This window comes from Dactylosporangium sp. NPDC000244, assembly GCF_040300725.1.
In the GTDB taxonomy this organism is placed as follows: domain Bacteria; phylum Actinomycetota; class Actinomycetes; order Mycobacteriales; family Micromonosporaceae; genus Dactylosporangium.
On record NZ_JBEPEH010000074.1, the window covers coordinates 15059 to 33304 of the forward strand.

18 protein-coding genes are annotated in these 18246 nt (G+C 74.6%); 11 read left to right on the top strand and 7 right to left on the bottom strand.

The features are described 5' to 3' along the window. Window positions 1-112: 112 nt before the first annotated feature. The 7 genes from aceA to ABT369_RS55450 all read left to right on the top strand — a co-directional run bounded on the left by aceA (window position 113) and on the right by ABT369_RS55450 (window position 9148). Complete coding sequence (gene aceA / locus ABT369_RS55420) at window positions 113-1381, top strand: isocitrate lyase (RefSeq protein ID WP_350626409.1); 1269 nt, start codon at window positions 113-115, stop codon at window positions 1379-1381. Continuing rightward, window positions 1378-2949, top strand: a complete 1572-nt coding sequence (aceB, locus tag ABT369_RS55425) for a malate synthase A (protein WP_350626411.1) — start codon at window positions 1378-1380, stop codon at window positions 2947-2949. Before aceA ends, aceB begins: the two co-directional genes overlap by 4 nt. 68 nt (window positions 2950-3017) lie before the next feature. Beyond that, complete coding sequence (locus tag ABT369_RS55430; RefSeq protein ID WP_350626413.1) at window positions 3018-3599, top strand: hypothetical protein; 582 nt, start codon at window positions 3018-3020, stop codon at window positions 3597-3599. A gap of 159 nt (window positions 3600-3758) precedes the next feature. Then, on the top strand, window positions 3759-5330 hold the full coding sequence (locus ABT369_RS55435) for an ABC transporter transmembrane domain-containing protein (RefSeq protein WP_350626415.1): 1572 nt from the start codon (window positions 3759-3761) through the stop codon (window positions 5328-5330). Next, the gene (locus tag ABT369_RS55440; protein WP_350626417.1) at window positions 5327-7039 is read left to right on the top strand and encodes an ABC transporter ATP-binding protein; all 1713 of its coding nucleotides are present in this window, start codon (window positions 5327-5329) and stop codon (window positions 7037-7039) included. The genes ABT369_RS55435 and ABT369_RS55440 overlap by 4 nt, the downstream gene beginning before the upstream one ends. 11 nt (window positions 7040-7050) lie before the next feature. Next, on the top strand, window positions 7051-7620 hold the full coding sequence (locus ABT369_RS55445; protein ID WP_350626419.1) for a hypothetical protein: 570 nt from the start codon (window positions 7051-7053) through the stop codon (window positions 7618-7620). A gap of 133 nt (window positions 7621-7753) precedes the next feature. Beyond that, the gene (locus tag ABT369_RS55450) at window positions 7754-9148 is read left to right on the top strand and encodes a carbohydrate-binding protein (protein WP_350626441.1); all 1395 of its coding nucleotides are present in this window, start codon (window positions 7754-7756) and stop codon (window positions 9146-9148) included. A 58-nt stretch (window positions 9149-9206) separates the two neighbouring features. On the opposite strand, the gene ABT369_RS55455 is transcribed toward ABT369_RS55450, so the two are convergent. The 4 genes from ABT369_RS55455 to ABT369_RS55470 form a co-directional block, all read right to left on the bottom strand. Then, window positions 9207-9692 (bottom strand): hypothetical protein, encoded by a 486-nt coding sequence (locus ABT369_RS55455; RefSeq protein ID WP_350626421.1) that lies wholly within the window; start codon window positions 9690-9692, stop codon window positions 9207-9209. A gap of 116 nt (window positions 9693-9808) precedes the next feature. Then, window positions 9809-11140, bottom strand: coding sequence for a carbohydrate-binding protein (locus ABT369_RS55460; RefSeq protein ID WP_350626423.1), 1332 nt, complete (start codon window positions 11138-11140; stop codon window positions 9809-9811). 167 nt (window positions 11141-11307) lie between these two features. Beyond that, window positions 11308-13764, bottom strand: a complete 2457-nt coding sequence (locus ABT369_RS55465) for a helix-turn-helix transcriptional regulator (RefSeq protein ID WP_350626425.1) — start codon at window positions 13762-13764, stop codon at window positions 11308-11310. 4 nt (window positions 13765-13768) lie between these two features. Next, on the bottom strand, window positions 13769-14344 hold the full coding sequence (locus ABT369_RS55470; protein WP_350626427.1) for a carboxymuconolactone decarboxylase family protein: 576 nt from the start codon (window positions 14342-14344) through the stop codon (window positions 13769-13771). A gap of 163 nt (window positions 14345-14507) precedes the next feature. Between ABT369_RS55470 and ABT369_RS55475 the strand changes: the two genes are divergently transcribed. Genes ABT369_RS55475 through ABT369_RS55485 form a run of 3 tightly spaced genes read left to right on the top strand, consistent with a single transcriptional unit; the run spans window position 14508 to window position 15951 of the window. Beyond that, complete coding sequence (locus ABT369_RS55475) at window positions 14508-14987, top strand: adenylate kinase family protein (RefSeq protein ID WP_350626429.1); 480 nt, start codon at window positions 14508-14510, stop codon at window positions 14985-14987. 47 nt (window positions 14988-15034) lie between these two features. Continuing rightward, entirely contained in the window at window positions 15035-15400 is a 366-nt protein-coding gene (locus ABT369_RS55480) for a VOC family protein (protein ID WP_350626431.1), read from the top strand. Then, window positions 15397-15951 (top strand): Gfo/Idh/MocA family protein, encoded by a 555-nt coding sequence (locus ABT369_RS55485; protein ID WP_350626433.1) that lies wholly within the window; start codon window positions 15397-15399, stop codon window positions 15949-15951. Before ABT369_RS55480 ends, ABT369_RS55485 begins: the two co-directional genes overlap by 4 nt. Window positions 15952-16007: 56 nt before the next feature. Here ABT369_RS55485 and ABT369_RS55490 read toward each other — a convergent pair whose 3' ends face one another. Both ABT369_RS55490 and ABT369_RS55495 read right to left on the bottom strand, forming a co-directional pair. After that, a complete protein-coding gene (locus tag ABT369_RS55490) occupies window positions 16008-16190 on the bottom strand; it encodes a hypothetical protein (protein ID WP_350626435.1) in 183 nt (60 codons plus the stop codon). A gap of 64 nt (window positions 16191-16254) precedes the next feature. After that, on the bottom strand, window positions 16255-17178 hold the full coding sequence (locus ABT369_RS55495) for a helix-turn-helix transcriptional regulator (RefSeq protein ID WP_350626437.1): 924 nt from the start codon (window positions 17176-17178) through the stop codon (window positions 16255-16257). Window positions 17179-17242: 64 nt separating this feature from the next. Here ABT369_RS55495 and ABT369_RS55500 point away from each other — a divergent pair, with 64 nt between their 5' ends. Then, complete coding sequence (locus ABT369_RS55500) at window positions 17243-18091, top strand: DNA-3-methyladenine glycosylase family protein (protein WP_350626439.1); 849 nt, start codon at window positions 17243-17245, stop codon at window positions 18089-18091. A gap of 58 nt (window positions 18092-18149) precedes the next feature. On the opposite strand, the gene ABT369_RS55505 is transcribed toward ABT369_RS55500, so the two are convergent. Further along, the coding region (locus ABT369_RS55505) for a flagellin (RefSeq protein ID WP_350626443.1) at window positions 18150-18246 on the bottom strand (97 nt) is incomplete at its 5' end.

Genomic DNA, 18246 nt, shown 5'->3' on the forward strand with positions numbered 1-18246 from the left:
TCGCCCGGAAACTTGGCAAGACTTGGCTTTTTCCGCCCCTCGACCGGCCCGTTCACCCCGTGTGACCGTGGGCGGAGAGGCACGAAACAGCGGTCATGCAAGGGAGCGAATCATGAGTGACGCCGTTGAGCGGTTGCGACAGGAATGGAACACCGACCCCCGCTGGCAGGGCGTGCGGCGCGACTACGACGCGGCGGACGTGGTGCGGCTGCGGGGCGCGATTCAGGAGGAGCACACCCTCGCCAGACGCGGCTCCGAGCGGCTCTGGCGGCTGCTGCACGACGAGGACTACATCCACGCCCTCGGCGCGCTCACCGGCAACCAGGCCGTGCAGATGGTCCGGGCCGGTCTCAAGGCCATCTACCTCTCGGGCTGGCAGGTCGCGGCCGACGCCAACCTCTCCGGGCACACCTACCCGGACCAGAGCCTCTACCCGGCCAACTCGGTCCCGGCGGTCGTGCGGCGGATCAACAACGCGCTGCTGCGCGCCGCCCAGATCACCACCGCCGAGGGTGATGCGGACACCGAGTGGCTCGCCCCGATCGTCGCGGACGCGGAGGCCGGGTTCGGCGGGGTGCTCAACGCGTACGAGCTGATGACCGGCATGATCGTCGCGGGCGCGGCCGGCGTGCACTGGGAGGACCAGCTCGCGTCCGAGAAGAAGTGCGGCCACCTCGGCGGCAAGGTGCTCATCCCGACCGGGCAGCACATCCGCACCCTGCAGGCCGCGCGGCTGGCCGCCGACGTCGCCGGGGTGCCGAGCCTGATCGTGGCGCGCACCGACGCGCAGGCCGCGACGCTGCTCACCACCGACATCGACGAGCGCGACCAGCCGTTCGTCACCGGCGAGCGGACCGCCGAGGGCTTCTACCGGTGCCGCAACGGCGTGGACGCGTGCATCGCGCGAGGGATCGCCTACGCGCCGTACAGCGACCTGCTCTGGATGGAGACCAGCACCCCGGACCTCGAGGTCGCGCGGCGCTTCGCCGAGGCCGTCAAGCGCGAGCACCCGGAGCAGATGCTGGCCTACAACTGCTCGCCGTCGTTCAACTGGCGCAAGCACCTCGACGACGCCACGATCGCGAAGTTCCAGCGCGAGCTCGGCCACATGGGGTACAAGTTCCAGTTCATCACCCTCGCGGGCTTCCACGCCCTGAACTACTCGATGTTCGACCTGGCGCGGGGGTACGCCAACGAGGGCATGACGGCCTACGTGGCGCTGCAGGAGCGCGAGTTCGCCGCCGAGGCGCACGGCTACACGGCGGTCAAGCACCAGCGCGAGGTGGGCACGGGCTACTTCGACCTGATCAGCACCGTGCTCAACCCCAACGGCGAGACCACCGCGCTGCACGGGTCGACGGAACAGGAGCAGTTCGCATGAGGTACAAGATCAATGGCGTCCTCGCCGATCGCTATGACGAGGTCCTCACGCCGGGTGCGCTGGAGTTCCTCGTCGCCCTCGACGACCGCTTCGCAGCCCGCCGGGTCGCGCTGCTGGACACCCGCCGCGCCCGTCGCGCCCGCTGGGCCGCCGGTCAGCTGCCGGACTTCCGGCCCGACACCGCGCGCATCCGGCAGGACGACACGTGGCGGGTCGCGCCGCCGGCCCCCGGGCTCGAGGACCGCCGGGTCGAGATCACCGGGCCGCCCGAGCGCAAGATGACGGTCAACGCGCTCAACTCCGGGGCCAAGGTGTGGCTGGCCGACTTCGAGGACGCGACCGCGCCGACCTGGGACAACGTCATCGGCGGGCAGCTCAACCTCATGGACGCGCTGGACCGCAACCTCGACTTCACCGACGAGCGCGGCAAGCGGTACGCGCTCGGCGACGAGGTCGCCACCATCGTGGTGCGGCCCCGCGGCTGGCATCTGGTCGAGAAGTGGATCGTCGTCGACGGCCGCCCGATCTCCGCCAGCCTCGTGGATTTCGGGTTGTACCTGTACCACTGCGCCTGGCGCCAGCTGGACGCCGGTTCGGGGCCGTACTTCTACCTGCCCAAGCTCGAGGACCATCGCGAGGCGCGGCTCTGGAACGACGTGTTCGTGTTCGCGCAGGAGTACCTCGGCCTGCCCCGCGGCACCATCCGCGCGACGACGCTCATCGAGACCATCACCGCCGCGTTCGAGATGGACGAGATCCTGTACGAGCTGCGCGAGCACTCGGCCGGGCTGAACGCGGGCCGGTGGGACTACATCTTCAGCATCATCAAGAACTTCGGCCAGTGGTCGGACTTCGTCCTGCCCGACCGCGCCGAGGTCACGATGACGGTGCCGTTCATGCGGGCGTACACCGAGCTGCTCGTGCGCACCTGCCACCGGCGCGGCGCCCACGCCATCGGCGGCATGGCCGCGTTCATCCCGAGCCGCGACGCCGCGGTCAACGAGACCGCGACCGCGAAGGTGCGGGCCGACAAGCAGCGCGAGGCGGGCGACGGCTTCGACGGCTCCTGGGTGGCCCACCCGGGCCTCGTGGACGTGTGCCGCGCGGCCTTCGACCAGCCCAACCAGCTCTCGGTGCTCCGCGAGGACGTCGACGTCACCGCCACCGACCTGCTCGCCGTCGACAAGACACCGGGCCAGGTCACGGCGGCCGGGCTGCGCGCGAACATCTCGGTGGCGCTGCGGTACATCGACGCCTGGCTCGGCGGCACGGGCGCGGTGGCGCTGTCGAACCTCATGGAGGACGCCGCCACCGCGGAGATCGCCCGCTGCCAGGTGTGGCAGTGGCTGCATCACCACACCCCGCTGGCCGGCGGCGGCACGGTGACCGAGGAGACGGTGCGGGCGCTGCTCGCCGAGGAGCTGGCCGCGCTCAGCGAGGGACGCTCCGGGGCGCAGCTCGAACGCGCCCTGGCCGCGGCCGGGATCGTGGAGCGCACGGCGCTCGAGGAGCACCTGCCGTCGTTCTTCACCACGGACGCGTACGCCCACCTGGCCCCGTCGGCATAACACCCCCGGCATGGAACGGAATGTCACTCCTGATCTCTGACAGCTGGGCAGAGATCAGGAGACCGTTCATGTTCCGTCCGTACCGCACGCTGGCCACCGTCCTCGCGGCGTCCGCGTTCCTCGCCGGTTGCTCCGGCTCCGACGAGCCCAAGACCGCCGCCCCGGCCGCCCCGGCCGGGGCACCGTCCTCCGCCGCCCCGGCCGACTCGGCCCCCGGCGCCACCCCGCCGGTGGACATCGTGAAGGGCGCCGACCTGCAGGCCTTCGCCTTCGCCATGCCGGCACCCAAGGGGGCCCAGGCGGGCGGCTCCTGGCAGGAGCCCCTGCCGAACCAGGAAGGCAACGAGTTCGTCAACTACATCGACACGAGCAAGAAGGGCTACCTCTCGGTCAAGCTCATCGACTGCCGCATCCCCGTGGTACAGGCCAACCGGCAGTCGTTCGGGCAGTGCACCCGCCCGCCGACCGGCAAGATCAAGGGCTACCCGTCGGCCACCCTCGACGACGACCCGGCGTACCCGGCACGCGTCGTCGTGGCCGGCCGCGTGACGGTGCTCGTCGACGTGTGGGTCGGCTTCGAGCAGTTCACGGGCAAGGACGTGGAGAACTTCATCGCGTCCCTCGACCTGGCCCGGCTCGCCAAGATGTGAACTCGGGCCCGGGCGGGGGCCTCGCCGACCCCCCGCCCGGGGCGATGCATCGGCGATGATGAACGGATGTGGACACGGGGGCCGGGACGGTATCTGGGGTGGCTGGCATGGCGGCAGAAACCGCGGATCGCGCTGGGCGCGCTATGGAGCTCGCTGTGGATGCTCAGCCTGGCGATCACGCCGTACCTGCTCTCCCAGGCGGTCGACCGTGGCCTGCGCCCGCGGCAGGCCGGCCCGCTGCTCGTCTGGGCCGGCGCCATCTTCGCGGTCGGGGTGGCGAACGCGGTGCTCGGCATCCTGCGCCACCGGACCATGACCAACATCCGGCTGGACGGTGCGCTGCGCACGGCGGACGCGGTCATGGCGCACGGGGTGGAGCTCGGGGCCGCGCTGCCCCGCCGGATCACCGCGGGCGAGGTGGTCACCATCGGCATCGGGGACGTGTGGCTGGTCGCGCGGGCGCTGACCGTGACCGGGCCGGGCGTGGGCGCGGTCGTCGCCTACGCGGTCGTGATGACCCTGCTCGTGCGGGTGTCCGGGATGATCGCCCTGGTGGTGGCGGCCGGGGTGGCGGTGCTCGCGCTGGTGCTCGGGCCGCTGCTGCGGCGGCTCAACACCGCCGGCGGCGAGTACCGCGAGCGGCAGGGCCGGCTGGCCACGCGGCTCGTCGACGTGCTCGGCGGCCTGCGCATCCTCAACGGGCTCGGCGGCAAGGACGCCCACCTGCGCCGGTACGCCGCGCAGTCCGAGGCCGTGCGGGCCGAGGGGTACCGGATGGGCGGCGCGCTGAGCTGGATCTCCGCGCTGGGCGACGGCCTTCCGACGATCTTCCTGGCCGCGGTGACCTGGCTGGCGGCGCGGCTGACGGTCCGCGGCGAGCTCACCGTCGGCGAGCTGGTCGCGGTCTACGGGTACGTGGCGATCCTCGTCGTGCCCACCTGGATGCTGATCTTCAGCGCGGGCGACGTCAGCCGCGGGGTGATCGCCGCCCGGCGGATCATCACGTTCCTCCGGCTGCCCGTCGAGGAGCCGGGCGGCGGCACCGCCCCGAGCGGCCCGGCGCTCCTGCACGACCCCGAGTCCGGTGTGGTCGCCGAGCCGGGCCGGCTGACCATGCTGGCCTCGGCCCGTCCGCACGACGCGGCCGCGATCATCGACCGGCTCGGCCGGTACGCGCCGACCGCCGCCTCCTGGGGCTCCTACCGCATCGCCGAGGTCGCGAAGCCGGCGGTACGCGAGCGGATCCTGGTCGCCGACCACGACGCCGACCTCTTCGCCGGGACGCTGCGCGACGTGGTCGCGGGCTGCACCGGGGCCGGCGACGACGCGATCCGCCGGGCGATCGGCGCGGCGGTGGCGACCGACGTCGCCGGGCTGGACCACCGCGTCGAGCGTGACGGCCGCAACCTCTCCGGCGGCCAGCGGCAGCGGGTCCGGCTGGCCCGGGCGCTCGCCGCCGACCCGGAGATGTTGCTCGCGACCGACCCCACCTCGGCGGTGGACGCGCACACCGAGGCGGCGGTCGCCGAGCGGCTGGCCGCGGCCCGCGCCGGGCGGGGCACCCTGCTGTCCACCACGTCGCCGGTGCTGCTGGACCGGGCCGACGTCGTGCACTACCTCGTCGACGGCCGCGTGGCCGCCTCCGGCACGCACCGCGAGCTGCTGGAGCGCGAACCCGGGTACCGCGACCTGGTGAACCGGACCTTCGCCGCGGCACCGGAGGCGTCGTGAGCACCCCGGCGCTGCCGATCGCGGACGGCCGCCAGGTCGCCCGGGCCGCCGGGCGGCTGATCGCCGCCGACAGGTGGGCCGCCGCCGGTATCCTCCTGCTCAACGTGCTGGCGGCGGTGGCCGCCCTGGGCGCGCCGTACCTGCTGGGCCGGATCATCGACGCGGTCACCGGGCCGCGCGCCACGGCCCGGATCGACCTGCTGGCCGGCGCCGTCGTGCTGTGCGCCCTGGCCCAGACGGTGCTCGCGCGGACGGCGCTGCTGCTCGGGTACCGCTTCGGCGAGCGCACCGCGGCCCGCATCCGGGTCGGCTTCCTGAGCCGCGCGCTGCACCTGCCCGCCTCGGTGATCGAGCGGGTGCCGCCCGGCGACCTGGCCGCCCGCGGCACGACCGACGTGGACGCGGTCGCCGGCACGCTGCGCGACGTGCTGCCGGGCGTGTTCGTGGCCGGCGTGCAGGCGCTGTTCCTGGTCGCGGCGGTGCTCGTGCTCGACCCGCTGCTCGGTGTGGCCGGCCTGCTCGGGCTGTCCGGCATCGTGGTCACCGGCCGGTGGTACCTGCGCCGGGCCCGCGGGGCATACCTGGAGGAGGGGGCCGCGAACTCGGAGCTGGCGGAGGAACTGGCCGCGACCACCGCCGGCGCCCGCACCATCGAGGCCTTCCGCCTGCACCGGTCCCGGCTGGCGGTGGGCCGGGCCGCGATCGCCCGGACCAGGCGCAGCCGGTTGTCGACCCTGCGGCTGCGCTCGGTGTACTTCCCGGCCGCCGAGGGCTCCTACAACATCCCGGTCGTCCTGGTGCTCCTCATCGGCGGCCTGCTGCAGCGCGACGGCCGCGTCACGCTCGGTACGGTCGTCGCGGCCACCCTGTACCTGCGCCAGCTGATCGGGCCGATGGACACCATCCTGATCTGGCTGGAGCAGCTGCAGAGCAGCGGCGCGTCGTTCGCCCGGGTCGAGGGGCTGGCCGCCGTGCCCGCCGAGCCGGCGACGGCCGCGGCGGCCCCGGACGGCGACCGGATCGAGGTGCGCGGCGTCAGCTACGCGTACCCCGGCGGCCCGGACGTGCTGCACGACGTGGATCTCACGGTCCAGCCCGGCGAGCGGCTGGCGATCGTCGGGCTCTCCGGGGCCGGCAAGTCCACCCTGGGCCGGCTGCTGGCCGGCGTGGACCGTCCCCGCACCGGCACGCTCACCGTCGGCGGGGCCGCGGTGGCCGAGCTGCCCCCGGATCTGCTGCGCCGGCAGGTGGTCCTGGTGACGCAGGAGCACCACGTCTTCCGCGAGACGGTCCGGGACAACCTGATCGTGCCGGCGCCGGACGAGCGCCTGGCCGCGGCGCTGCGCACGGTCGGCGCGGACTGGGCCGACGACCTGGACGCCGACCTCGGCGAGCACCCGCCGACCGGTGCCCAGGCGCAGCAGCTGGCGCTCGCGCGGGTGCTGCTCGCCGACCCGCACACGGTGATCCTGGACGAGGCGACCGCGCTGCTCGACCCGCGCGCGGCCCGGGCGGCGGAGCGAGCGCTGGCCGCGGTGCTGCACAATCGCACGGTGATCGCCATCGCCCACCGCCTGCAGACGGCCCACGACGCGGACCGGATCGCGGTCATGGACGCCGGCCGGATCATCGAGGTGGGCACCCACGACGAGCTGATCGCGCACGACGGGCCGTACGCCCGGCTCTGGCGGCAGTGGCACGGCGGGTGACGGGAGGTCCGGTGCGCCGGGTGCCGGTGTGGCTGCTCGACGTCGACGGGGTGATCAACACGCGCCGTCCGGCCTGGGGTGCACGGCTGTCCCGTGGGACCGCGCGTTCCGAGGGCGTCGACTGGCCGATGCGCTGGGCGCCCGGGCTCATCGACCGGGTTCGCCGGCTGCACGGCGAGGGTCTGGTCGAGGTGCGGTGGTGCACGACGTGGTGCGCGGACGCCGATGCGCTGGAGCGGCTGTTCGGGTTGCCGGCGTTCGGGCGGGCGCTCGGCGCCGGCGCGCTGGACGGCGTGGACGACACCGATGCCGTGAAGCTGGCCGCGGCCCGGCGGGTCGTCGCCGGCGGGCGGCGGCTCGTCTGGACGGACGACACCGCGGTGCCCCGCGCGGGGGCGGTGTTCGACGAGCTGACCGGGGGCGGCGCCGGCCTGCTGATCCGGCCGCACCCTCGCCGCGGTCTGCGGCCCCGGGACCTCGACCGCATCGAGGCGTTCGCGCGTGCGAGGAGGGCGCGGCGCCGCCGGGACACGGCATCTGCGGCTTACCGCAGGGCTAAGGTTTCCGACTCTTACATTTAATAATGTTAACTGCTAGCGTTCCTCACCATCGATCCATCGATGGTGAGGAGCTCCATTGAGAACTCGACGTCGTAGATTGGCCCTGGCAGGGGGCGCGGCACTGACCATCGCGGCGACCCTCTTCCTCGTGCCCATGCTCCAGGCGGAGGCCGCCAGCACCGTGGCCCTCGCCGCGTGTACCGCCCCCAACTGGGCCGAGGGCAACACGTACACCGTCGGCACCCAGGTCACGTACCAGGGCCACACGTACCAGGCCCTGCAGACGCACACCGCCTACCCGGGCACCGGCTGGAACCCCGCGGCCACGCCGTCGCTGTGGAAGGACCTCGGCACCTGTGGCGGCGGCCCGACCACACCCCCGCCCACCACGCCGTCGGGCGTGCCGTCCGCCCCGGGCAACCTGCGGATCACCGCCACGACCAACACCAGCCTCGCGCTCGCGTGGAACGCCTCCACCGGCACCGTGACCGGGTACCGCGTCTACGAGGGCACCACGGTGAAGGCCACGGTCACCGGGACCAGCACCACGGTCTCCGGCCTGACCGCGGGCTCCACGCACACCTACACGGTCAAGGCGTACAACGCCCAGGGTGAGTCCGGGGCGTCGAACAGCGTCACCGGCACCACGACCGGCGGCACCACGACCGGCGGCGGCACCGCGGCGCCGTACCTGTACATGGGCTGGGGCGACCCGCCGAACCCGCAGACCGTGCAGTCGGCGACCGGCATCAAGTGGTTCACGATGGCGTTCGTCCTGTCCAGCGGTGGCTGCAACCCGGCCTGGGACGGCAGCCGGCCGCTCACCGGCGGCGTGGACCAGACCGCGATCAACCAGATCCGCGCCGGCGGCGGCGACGTCGTCCCCTCGTTCGGCGGCTGGCAGGGCAACAAGCTCGGCCCGAACTGCTCCACCCCGCAGGCCCTGGCCGGCGCCTACCAGACGGTGATCAACGCCTACGGCCTCAAGGCGATCGACATCGACATCGAGAACACCGACGAGTTCGAGAACGACACGGTCCGCAACCGGATCGTCGACGCGCTCAAGATCGTCAAGCAGAACAACCCGTCGATCAAGACGATCGTCACCTTCGGCACGGCGACCACCGGCCCCGGCTACTACGCGCAGCAGCTCATCAGCCGCGCCGCGTCGACGGGCGCCAACATCGACGTGTTCACCATCATGCCGTTCGACTTCGGCGGCGGCGCGAACATGTACCAGAGCACGGTGAGCGCCTCCGAGGGCCTCAAGACCATGCTCAAGTCCGCCTTCGGGTGGGACGACGCCACGGCCTACAAGCACATGGGCATCTCCGGCATGAACGGCCTGTCCGACCAGCAGGAGAACACCTCGCCGGCGCAGTGGCAGCAGATCCGCGACTACGCCCAGAACAACCACCTCGCCCGCCTGGCGTTCTGGTCGGTCAACCGCGACCGGCCCTGCCCGGGTGGCGGCGTGGTGTCGAACTGCAGCGGCATCTCGCAGAACAACTGGCAGTTCACCCAGATCACGGCCACCTTCACCGGCTGAGATCGCACCGGGGGCCGGCGCTGCGGCGCCGGTCCCCGGCCCGGTGCGCCCGGGCGGCTCAGCCGTCGCCGGCGCTCAGGGTCCAGGGCGTGGCCCGCACGCCGCCCCGGGACCGGATGTCCTCGGCCAGGCGGCGTTGCGTCGCGCCGTGCACGTCCGGGGCGTCGGCCGCCTCGAGCTCGTGGCCCTCGGAGCGATACCAGCGGGCGCCGCCCAGGTCCGCGTAGTCGATGCGCAGCGCCACCAGGCCCTGGTCCGTGGTGAGCAGGACGCTCACGCTGCCGTCCCGGTCGCCCCACGCGTCGGCGCCGTGGTCGAGCACCTCGCACCGGCTGATCCGGCCGTAGGGGGAGAGCGGGCCGACCAGGGTCTTGCCCGGCTCGGTGCCGCAGATGCCGTCGCTCACCTCGTGCACGGCGCTCAGGTGCATCACGTAGCGCACGCCGGTGAGCACCAGGCCCAGCGCCACGACCGGGGTGAGCAGCACCAGCAGGATCAGCGCGGCCGAGCCGACCGCCGTCGTCTGACGTTCGCGGACGAACATGGCCGCAGACTAGCGCCGCGCCGCAACGGCGCGGGGGTCAAGCGCGGAACAACCTGGGCCAAGGCCGCCGACAACGTGCAGGCGGCCTTGACCAAGGTCTGCTGAGCGGTACTCGATCAGGACACGACGATCCGGTCGATGTCGGGCGCCCAGCCGGTGGTGTTGCCGAGCTGGATCGTGTTGGCCCCGGCGTTCAGGGTCACCGTGGCGGTGACGGAGCCGACCGTGTCCCAGCCGCCCGTGGACGGCGTGCTCACCGTCGGGCCCGTCGTGCCGTTGACGGTCAGCGTCACCGAGCGCGCCGAGCCGGCGGCGTAGTAGACGCGCACGGTCCGGCTGCCGGCGGCGGACGCGGTGACGTTGTTGAGCCGCAGCGCGTTCGCCGAGCCGTTGCCGACGTAGCCGACGAGCGCACCGCCCGAGGCCCCGGCCGAGGAGCGCACCGCGGCCTGGCCGGTGAGGGTGTTCGCGGGCGACTCGGCCTCGTACGAGCCGCCGGAGGGCTGGGCGCCGCCGATCTGCGCGAGCCAGTGGTCGTTGGCGCTGACCATCGAGAACGACAGGGCCGGGCAGTCGTACGCGCTGCCGGACGGGATGGTGCGGTGGGTGGTCGAGGTGTTCGACGCCGTGGCCGCGACCCAGGCGCCGTTCACGGAGACCTGCACGCCGCTGCTCTCGAAGCCGCGGCCGGCGAAGGTCCGGCAGTAGTAGCCGGCCCCGGTGGCCGGGTCGACCGACGTGTAGATCTCGAACATGTTCCAGCCGAAGTTGAACTGCGGCAGGTCGAAGGTCCCGGAGCTGGTGAAGTACGTGTCCCAGGCGTGGGTGACGTAGTTGTAGAGGTACACCGTCCAGGTATTGCTCGTCGTCGACGTCTTGTGCTCGTCCATGCTGTAGGCGCGCCGGCCGTTGACCGTGGTCGTGTACGTGTTCAGGAAGGTCGCGTCCATCGGGGTGAGCTTGCCGACCCCGTCGCGGCCGCCGCACCAGTCCCACGCCCACAGGTCGGGGCCGCTGGGCGTGTACGCGGTGGTCAGCTCGATGCAGGCGTTGCCGCCGGGCAGTGCGGTCGGGGCGTAGACGTAGTCGCCGCCCGAGGTGGTCGTCGGCGCGGAGTCCAGCACGCTCTGCGTCGCGTGGATGCCCTGCGTCGTCGCGCTCGGCAGGTTGACGCCCCAGTCGGTGTGCAGCTGCGCGGCCAGCGCCTGCGCCGAGTCGCGCCGCTGCTGCCGGGCTTGCGCGAAGTGCTCGAGGGCCGCGCCGCCGGCCGCGCGGGCCGCGGCGCCGGTCTGGCCGGGGACCGTGCCGCGGATCGGGGCGCTGCCGCCGCCGTCCGCCGCGGGCCGGGCCAGCCGCCCGGAGTCGGCGGCGCTCGCCGCCGGGGCCGCGACGAGCGCGGTGGTCAGGGTGGTCACGGCGGCCAGGGTTGCCGTCCATTGCCAACGCATCAGGTGTACCTCCAGTGCTCACCCGGCCGGCACCGGCGCGCGCGACCGCGGCGCGGCGTGGGGTGGTGACGGGCATGGCGGGGCCCGGACGCACGCAGCGGGATCGCCGTCTGTCGATGCGCTGGAGTACACTGTGAGCGCCGAAAACGTTTTCGGCAAGAGGTTCGCTACGGCTGGGAGCCGAGCAGCCCGCGGCGGCGCGCGACGGTCGCGGCGTCGGTGCGGGAGTTCACGCCGAGCTTCGACAGGATGTTCGTGACGTGCACGCCCGCCGTCTTGACGGCGATGGACAGCGCCTCGGCGATCTGCCGGTTCGTCCGGCCCCCGGCCATGAGCCGCAGCACCTCCAGCTCGCGGTCGGTGAGCCGGGCGGCGCCGGGCTCCAGCCGGCCGCTCTTCTGCAGCGCCGCGGCCTGCTCGGCGAGGGGCCGGGCGCCGAGCCGGTGCGCGATCGCGCCGGCCTCGCGGGCCCAGGCGACCGCGGTGGACTTGTCGCGCGCGGCGCGCCCGGCCCGCACCAGGGTCTGCGCGACCCGATACGGCTGGCCGGCGGCCCGCCAGGCGGCGATCGCCTCGTCCCACCGGCGGGCGACGGTCAGGCTCGCGGCCCGCTGGGCCGGCCCGTTGACCGGCAGCCGCTGGGCGTAGCGGCGGTCCGGCTCGGGCTGGGCGAGCAGCAGGGACCAGGCCAGCGCGGGGTGGGCGGGGATCTGCCGGTCGTCCAGCGGCGCGTCATGGCCGAGCAGGGTGCGCAGCTCCCACAGCGGGATCAGGAACTGCCGGCCCGTGTAGCGCTCGCCCAGCAGCTCCTCGGCGGTGCGCGCGGCGTCCTCGGCGTGCTCGCGGTCCCCCTCGAGCGCGTCGAGGCGGCCGGCGGCGATGGTGAGCACCGCGCGGTACAACAGCGGCGGCGACGAGGCGAGGGCCGACTCGGCGACCGCGCGGGCCCGCGGCCACTCGCCGAGCGAGGTGAGTGACGCCGTGAGCGCGGCGGCGAGCATGGCCCCGCGCAGCGGCCGGGATCCCGTGCGCCGGGCGGTCGCCAGCCCGGCCTCGGCCGCCTCGGCGGCGGCCCGGGACTCGCCGGCGGCCTCGAGCGCGCTCGCCTCCACGACCCGGCCGAGCAGCTCGGTGTCGTCGTCGCCGGCCTCGCGGGCGAGCCCGATCGCCTCCCGGGCCCGGCTCACCGCGATGCGGGAGCCGCTGGTCCCCGGGTCGGCGCCCGGGCCGGGGTCGCTCGCCTCGGCCGCGAGGGTGACGAGGGCGAGGGCGCGCACGGCCGGGTCCCGGTCGCGCGCGGCGTCCTCGGCGAGGGCGTGGGCCTCGGGGGAGCGGCCCAGCGCCTCCAGCCGGCTCGCGAGCGTGGCCCGGATGCGGTGGTTGCGGGGCTGCTGGGCCAGGGCGGCGCGAAGGTCCTCGATGCCGTCGGCGCCGCCGCGCTCCAGCAGGTGGCTGCGCGTCTCGAGCAGCGGCGCGATGCGGGCCGGGTCGCGGGTGCCGGCGAGCGCCTCGGCGGTCAGCGCGAGCCCGCGGTCGAGGGCACCGGGGTGCAGGGCGGCCGCGTGCAGGGCGGCGACGGCGGCGGCCATGAGCACGGCCACGCGGTCGGTGCGGGTGCGGAACTCGGGGTCGAAGACCTGGCCCCAGGTGGCCGCGACCCGTTCGAGCATGCGCAGCCGGCCCGCGTGCGCGGTGCGGGCGACGGCCGCGGCGCGCCAGGCGGCGTCGAAGGCCCGGTCCACGTCGCCGGCCGCGTGCCAGTGCTCGGCGAGCTCGACGAGCGCGGCGTCGGCCGGGCGGAAGCCGAGCGAGGCCGTGATCGCGTCGGCGGCGAGACGGTGCAGCCGGGCGCGCTCGGCCGGGCGCAGGTCCTCGTACACGGCCTCGCGGATGAGCTCGTGCCGGAACCGGTACTCGCCCACGAGCAGCCCGGCCTCGACGGCGGGGCGCAGGCGCTCGCCGGGCGCGCCGACGATCCGCTGCAACAGGGCCGGGTCGGCGGCGCGGCCGAGGACGGCGGCGACCCGGACGGCGGCGCGGCTCTCCGGCGGCAGCGCGCGGAACGGGTCCAGCAGCGGCTCGGCCAGCAGCCGCAGCGGGTTGCCGGCGGCCCGCCGGACTCGGTCGGGGTCGGCGTCGGGGCTGGGGTGGCCCAGCAGCTCCGCGGCGTCCTCGTCGCCGAGCGGGCCGAGCGGGATGCGCTCGGCGCCGGGCACGTCGTCGGCGGGGCCGCCGTACGTGGCGATCACCAGCACCCCGGGCCGGCTCAGCGCCGCCTCGAGGTAGGCCAGCAGCTCCCGGCTGGCCTGGTCGGCGCGGTCGAGGTCCTCGAGCACGAGCACCACCGGCGCGGCCGCCTCGATCCGCGCCAGGGCGGCCGCCCTCGACGGCTCGAAGTCGCCGAGCGCGGCCAGCAACGGCGCGTAGGGCTGGGCGTCGCCACCGAGCGTGGGGGCCTCGCCGACCAGGACGGTCGCACCGGCGGTCGCGGTGAACGCGGTCACGAGCGCGGACTTGCCGATGCCCGCGGCGCCCTCGACGAGGACCACCCCGGGCCGGGCCCCGGCGGCCTGCCAGGCCTGGTTCAGCAGGGCCAGTTCGCGATCGCGACCGATGAGATGCACCCCATCAATCTAAAGACCCCGTCAGGGCCCGCCGCAGCTCGGGCTCCAGCGCGGTCTCGTAGGCCGGATCCGGGCGCGCCCCGACCGCCGCGATCACGGTGCTGAAGAAGCAGCGCGCGGCCGCGGTCAGGGCCACGTCGAGGATCTCCGGGTCGCTGAGGCCGTGTCCGCGCAGCACCTCGACCTCCTCGGCGGTGATGCCGTTCGGGTCGGCCGCGACCCGCTCGGCGAAGTCCATCACCGCGGCGTCGGCCGGCGACAGGCCCGCGGCGGCGCGGTCGCCGGCGATCCGGGTCACCGTCTCGGCGTCGTAGAAGTGCTCGCGCAGGAAGGCGCCGTGGGCGAGGCTGCAGTACCGCGAGCCGAGCCGCCGGGCCGCGGCAAGGGTGGCCAGCTCGTAGCGGCGCAGGTCCATCGTGGACTTGATCGCCCCGTTGAGCGCGGCCCACGCGGCGACGGCGGCCGGGCGCCACGCGAGGGCGCGGGTGTAGTTGGCCACGTAGCCGAGGCGGTGCCGGTCGGCGGCGAAGAGCAGCTCGACGTCCGGGTCGGACTCGGGCGGTTCGGCGAGGTAGGACATGCCGGGAACGCTAGGGCGCGCCGCGGGGCCCTCGCATGGGTGAAGCTACCCATGTTGGGGATCCCCGCGTCGTACCGGCGCCGGCCCGTCGCGCACCGGCGCGCGGCGCGCAGCGCGGCGTCGCCGCATCGCCCCGAGCGCTGACGTGGGTTAGGGTCGGCGCGTGCGGGTGTTGATGGTGGCGCCGCCGGGCGCGGGCAAAGGCACGCAGGGTGCCGTGATCGCGGAGCACTTCCACATCCAACGTGTCGCCATCGGCGACCTGCTGCGCCAGGGTCTCGAGGAGGCCCGGGCGGCGGGCGGCGGCTACGTCCTCGACGGCATCCCGCGCACGATGGCGCAGGCGCTGGCGGCGTACCGCGTGGCCCGCTCCCTCGGCATGACCGCCGACGTCGCCCTGCACCTGCGCGCGGACGACGACGAGCTGATGCGCCGCCTGCTGAAGCGGGCCGTCGTCGAGCACCGCGCCGACGACACCGAGCCCGTGATCCGCCAGCGCCTCAAGCTCTACCGCGAGGTCACGGCGCCGGTCCTGACCTTCTACGCGCGGCGCGGCATCCTGCTCGACGTCGACGCGACCCGCTCGGTCGAGGCCGTGAGCGCCGACGTGCTCGCGGCCCTGGAGGCCCGCGCCGGAGCCTGACGTTTCGCCGGGAGCCGTCCGGAACCAGGCCGTGTGATACTGCGCGCATGAGGCTGGTGCAGATCGCACAGCGGGCCGAGGACCTCGGGCGGGCCACCCGGTGGTACGCCGAACTGCTCGGCGCCGGGCCGGTCGCCGCGTTCGACCCGCCCGGGCTGGTCTTCTTCGACCTGGGCGGCCCGCGGCTGCTGCTCGACCGCGACGCCCCCGCGGCCCTGCTCTACCTCGCCGTCGACGACATCGAGGGCACCGTGGCGCGGCTGCGCGCCGCCGGCACCGTCGTCCGCTCCGAGCCGCACGTCATCTTCACCCACGCCGACGACACCCTCGGCCCGGCCGGCGCCGTGGAGTGGCAGGCGTTCGTGGAGGACAGCGAGGGCAACCTCGTGGGCCTGGTCGAGCAGCGGCCGTGAGCCGGCTGCTGCGCATCGGCATCCTCGGCGCGGCCCGCATCGCGCCCAGCGCGCTGGTGCGGCCGGCCCGCGAGATGCCCCTGGTGAAGGTCGCCGCCGTCGCCGCCCGCGACCGGGCCCGCGCCGAGGCGTTCGCGGCGCGGCACCGCATCGGCACCGTGCACGCCGGCTACGCCGAGCTCGTCGCCGACCCCGGCCTCGACGCCGTCTACATTCCGCTGCCGAACGGCCGGCACCACGAGTGGACGCTCGCCGCGCTCGCCGCCGGCAAGCACGTGCTGTGCGAGAAGCCGCTGACCGCGAACGCCGCCGAGGCCCGCGCGGTCGCCGACGCCGCCGCGAGGTCGGGGCTCGTGGTGATGGAGGCGCTGCATTATCGGTACCACCCGCTAACGCGTACCACCGTCTCACGATCACCCGGGCCGGCCGCACGACCCGCGAACAGGTCCCCGGCGACGCGACCTACGCGCACCAGCTGCGCGCGTTCGCGGCGGCGGTCCTCGAGGGCGGCCCGAACCTCACCCCGCCCGAGGACTCGGTGCGCACGATGACGGTGATCGACGCGGTGTACCGCGCCGCGGGGCTGAGCCCGCGCGGCACCGGCTGACTACCGGCGGCGGGCGCCGCGCAGGAGCAGCACCAGGCCCACCACCGCGACGATCGGGCCGATCACCGCCCACCGTGTCGAGCCGCTCATGGAGCTGCCGCCCAGCACGTCGAGCCCCTGCAGCGTCCACACGATCCCGGCCAGCAGTGCGAGCACGCCCACGACGACGAAGACCCAGCGCATGCGCTCAGCCTGCGCCACCGCCGCCGCGGGCACAATGGGCGTTCTCGTCCTGTAAGGAATCCTGTCAGGAATACAGGGCCGCGACGGCCAGGGCCGCCTCGCGCAGCGCCGCGCGGACCGGTGCCGGCGAGTGCACCTCCACCCGGGCGCCCAGCCCGAGCAGGCTGCCGACCGCGTGCTCGACCCCGTGGAACGACAGCTCCAGGCGCGTGCCGGACCCGCCGGTCAGGTGCCGGGCCAGCACCCGGCGCGCGAGGGCGGCCGCGGCCGGGTGCGCCTCGGCGACGACGTGCAGGTCCCGCGGGCGGGACTCGACGCCCGTGCGCAGCGCGGCCCACGTCGCGGGCAGGTCGAAGCCGTCGGGGCGGGCGGCCGGTTCGGGCCGGACGGTGCAGGACTCGACGCGGGCGACGCGCAGCAGGGCGGGCTCGGCGGTCACCAGGTACCAGACGCCGGCCTTGGCCACCAGGCCCGCCGGGTCGACCGTGCGGCTGGTGCGGTCGCCCTCGCTGTCGCGGTACACCACCTCGATCCGGCGTCCCCGAAGCAGTGCCTCGTGGATGGCCGGCAGGTGCGGGACCGGCTCGCCGGAGCGCATCCACGGGTCGACGTCGACGAGCACGTGGCTGCGGCCGTCGGCCAGGCCGCCGCGCAGCGCCCCGCCGCCGGCCCCGGTCAGCTTCTCCAGCGCGGTGTCGAGGGCGTCGCCCAGGCCCAGGTCGCCGGCGAGGCGCGCCTGCCCGACGGCCAGGCCCGCGCCCTCGGCCCGGCTCAGGTGCGCGAGGCCGGCCCGGTAGGTGTCCAGGAGCCGGATCCCGCCGTTGCGCCCGCGCTCGGTGTAGACCGGGATGCCCGCGCCGCTGAGCGCCTCGACGTCGCGCAGCACCGTGCGGACCGAGACGCCCAGGCGCTCGGCCAGGTCCGGGGCGGCCGCGCCGGGCCGCGCCTGCAGGAGCAGGACGAGCGAGAGGAGACGGTCGCCGCGCATGATCACACGGTACCGCCGAAAACATGACAACACGTGTCGTGTTTCGGGCCACAGGATCGGCGGCATGCACACACGGATCACGGGGCCCTACGACATGGCCCGGCAACAGGAGTTCTTCGGCGGCTGGGTGCGGCCCGCGGACGACCCGTCCTCGATCCTCATGGCGTTCCCGGTCGAGGGCTGGGCGGGCTCGGCCGCGGTGCTGCTGCGCCAGGACGGCGACGCGGTCACCGGCGAGGTGATCGGCCCGGCCGGGGCCTGGGAGCAGGCGCTCGCCGCGCTCTCGCTCGACGAGGACGGCGGGGGCTGGGCCGCGGTCGGCGAGCGCGACCCGGTCATCGGCGCGCTGCAGCGCGAGCACGCGTACCTGCGGCCGGTGCTGTTCCACTCGCCGTACGAAGCGGCCTGCGCGTTCGTCATCGGCCACCGGATGCGCGTCACCCAGCAGCGGGCCATCCGCGCCCGCATCGCCCGCGAGCACGGGACGGCGATCGAGGCCGGCGGCCGGGTCGTGCACGCGTTCCCGGCCCCGCAGGTGCTGCGCGGCCTGGCCGAGCTGCCCGGCGTGGACGCGGAGAAGGTCGCGCGCCTGCACGGGATCGCCGACGCCGCGCTCGACGGGCGCCTCGACCGCGCCCGGCTGCGGGCACTGCCGCTCGCCGAGGCCTACGCGGACGTGAAGCGGCTGCGGGGGATCGGCGACTTCTTCGCCACCGGCATCGTGCTGCGCGGGGCCGGCCGCGCCGACGCCGTCCCGGCCGAGGGGTTCACCAGGTCCGGGATCCGGCGGTTGTACGGCCTGAGCCACGACCCCACCGACGCCGAGATGCTCCGGATCGCCGAACCGTGGCGGCCCTACCGCATGTGGTGCTCGGTGCTCGTGCACGCGAGCGAGCGCCGCGCACAGTCTTGAAACACCGCGGCGGGGAGCGGACGCCGCTGTCCGCTCCCCGCCGCCCACCCGCGCAGGATCAGCGCAGCAGGGACAGCACGTTCTGGGGTGCCTGGTTGGCCTGGGCCAGCATGCTGGTGCCGGCCTGGGTCAGGATCTGCGAGCGGGTGTAGGAC